Genomic DNA, 2897 nt, shown 5'->3' with positions numbered 1-2897 from the left:
CAGACAACACCACATCGCTGCGCGGAAAACTGAAACGTGCAGGATGGAACGATACGTTCCTCTTCGAACTCATCCAACACATGCGATAGCCCTGCGCTTGCGGGGGAGGGGGCGACAGTGTGGAAACGTGACGCGGGACCGCAGAGCTTACCGCGTCACCGGCCGCGCCTGCGCGGTGACGCCGCGTGCGGCGCCGGTGAGATCTTCCGACACCCGGCCGTTGCGGCTGGTCATCATCGCGTCGAGCCGGTCGCGCTCCTTCTCGAAGCTCGCCATCAGCGGGCCTTCCAGCGAGCGGCCGCGCGGCAGCTTGACCCGCATCGGGTCGACGAAGCGGCCGTTGACCAAAATTTCGTAGTGCACATGCGCGCCGGTCGACAGCCCGGTCGAGCCGACGAAGCCGATCACCTGGCCCTGGCGCACGCGCTTGCCAGGATCGAGCCCCTTGGCGTAGGCCGACATATGGCCGTAGGCGGTCTCGTAGCCGTTGTTGTGCTTGATCTTGATGTATTTGCCGTAGCCGCCTTCCCAGCCGACCTTCTCGACCACGCCATTGCCGGAGGCGAAGATCGGCGTGCCATAGGGCGCGGCCCAATCGACGCCGGTATGCATCTTGACGTAGCCGAGGATCGGATGCCGCCGGCCGCCGAATCCGGAGCGCATGATCGCCTGGTTGACCGGCTTGCGTACCAGGAACTTCTTCGCGCTCTTGCCGCTCTCGTCGTAGAAATCCACCACCGAATCGTCGGGGGTCTGGAACCGAAAGTATTTCTTGGTCTCGCCGCCGACGGTGAGCGCCGCATACAGCACGTCGTTCTTTTCGTTGATGCTGGAGCCTTCGTCTTCGCCGGCGAAGAACACCTCGAACGAATCGCCGGCCTGCACCCGGCGCTGGAAATCGACGTCGTACGAATAGATCCGGACCATGTCCTCGATCACGCTGGCCGGCACCTTGTTGCGCAGCGCGGTCTCGTAAATGCTCTGATACAGCCGCACGCCGGTGCCGTCGTCCTCCTCGTCGTCGCTGGTGTCGGGCACTTCGGCGACGGTGTTCATGCTCTGCACGTCGACCGCGACGTATTTGCCGAGATCGGACAAAGCGGCGACCGCCTCGATGGTGGACTCGCTCGCCACCACCACGCGATAGGGCTGCAGCCGTTGGCCGGGACCGGCCGGCGCCATCAGGATGCGGATCTTCTGGCCTTCCTTGAGCCCGCCGTCGCGGCCGCGGGCGCCGAGCGTGGCGGCGATCGCCCGGGTTTCTTCCGGCGTCGCGCCCTGGTCGCGCAGGATGGTGGAAATGCTGTCGTTCTTCTTGACGATGTGGATCCGCTCGTTGGTCGGATTGCCGCCGGTGGCCTGATCTTTGGTCTTCGGCAGCAGCGTGACGTTTTCCGGCACGACGCGGGTCTCGAAGCCGGCATAGGGGTCGGCGGCGATATTGCCCTCGGTGGCATAGGCCATCTTGATGTCGGATTGCGGCGCGCCGGGATCGCCGTTGGCCATGGTGTAGCGGACGCCGCTGTGGCCACGCCAGCTCGAGGCGTCGCGCACCCGCATCAACACCTCGTCGATCGCCACCACGGCGGCGACCTTGGCCTTCGGCAGGATCGGCCCGAGATCGCGGGTGACGAACGACACCTCGGCGTCGGGCTCCACGGCGTCCGGGTTCTGCGCGTCTTCGGCGCTGGCCGGCGTCGCCGCGCCGACGTCGCTCAGCATCCGCTGGGCATTGAACGGCGGCACCTTGGCGGAGAGCTCGCTGGTGGTCAGCGCCAGGTTGCCGGCGATGCGGATGAAGGGACGCACCCGCATCACGTCGCGATTGCCGACGCGGGTGACGGTGGAGACCCGCACCACCTGGCGCGCCGCGGCCGATTCGGACGGCGGCGGCAGCCGGTCGCTCTTGTGCAGCGTGGCGGTCTTGTCGTTGGCGCCGAACGCACCGCGCAGCGCGCCTTCGACCCGCTCGGGCACCTTGGCAAAAGTCATTTCGCCGTCGAGCGAGGCGAAAACGGCGCCGCCGATCAAGGCTGCGCCGCACAGGCCGGTGAGAATCGTGCCGCTGAACCATTGCACCGAGACGCGGCGGCGATCGATCACCGCGGCTTCGGATCCATCGACGGAAAGCGGCGGCTCGTGGCCGAGGTCGATCATCTCGGCCTCGCGTCCATAGCTGCGCGCGCGTGTCGTCCTGTGGTTCAAACCGCGGTCCCCCAGCATTCCGTCATTGCGGCGGCTGTCGCCGCAGACTCAAACTGCCCGCGCGGGCGTTCGAGTCGCATCGTGTATTGCATAACCATCGGGCAATCACCGATCAGAACCAAGACCAGATTGAGCCGGCCGCGCAGGAAACGCCGCGGCAACACCGGTCAGCGTGGCTGTCATGGCGCTCGGATCCCCCAACGCACAAAATCCACGACCGCCGAAACGCCGGCCATCGAAGATTTTTTTTGCATGTTCGTCGTGGAGAACGCTGCAGGATTGTGGCTCAAGTGCGGCTGAGGCCCTGAAAACTCAGGACTTATTGGGTTCCCACAGGATGCGACAATTTCTTGACGATGGGTGTTGACTCATCCGAGGGGGCGGGCTTATAAAACGACCACTGAGCGCGGCGGCAACGCCCTGGCCCACCCGGGTCGCGGCGAGCTTCCGCGCCTCTGATGCTCCTCATCAAGGTGAGTGACTTGAGCAGCCGAAAGTTATCGGTTGCGCTTTGTCGTCGGATGAGGGTATACGGCGCTCCCCGATTGGGGGTGTTGCTTTCCTGGAAGGGAGGGCGTTCCCTACGGGGAGAGATTGCTTCCTTAGCGGGAAGTTGGGGTTTTGCCCCGGGCTGTTTGACAAGTTGAGAAGAAGAAAGAGAAACGTGGACGGCGGAGTCCTTGCGGGTCTCG

The 2897-nt window shown here is 64.9% G+C and carries 1 protein-coding gene; it reads right to left on the bottom strand.

What is annotated here, in order from left to right; all coding sequences use genetic code 11:
- Positions 1 to 147: 147 nt before the first annotated feature.
- Positions 148 to 2223 (bottom strand): M23 family metallopeptidase, encoded by a 2076-nt coding sequence (locus HNR60_RS23890; protein ID WP_184262924.1) that lies wholly within the window; start codon positions 2221 to 2223, stop codon positions 148 to 150.
- Between the last annotated feature and the right edge of the window lie 674 nt (positions 2224 to 2897).

This window comes from Rhodopseudomonas rhenobacensis (genome assembly GCF_014203125.1).
Classification (GTDB): domain Bacteria; phylum Pseudomonadota; class Alphaproteobacteria; order Rhizobiales; family Xanthobacteraceae; genus Rhodopseudomonas_A; species Rhodopseudomonas_A rhenobacensis.
The sequence above is the reverse complement of the archived record's forward strand: the minus strand, read 5'-3'. Positions and strand labels throughout refer to the sequence as shown.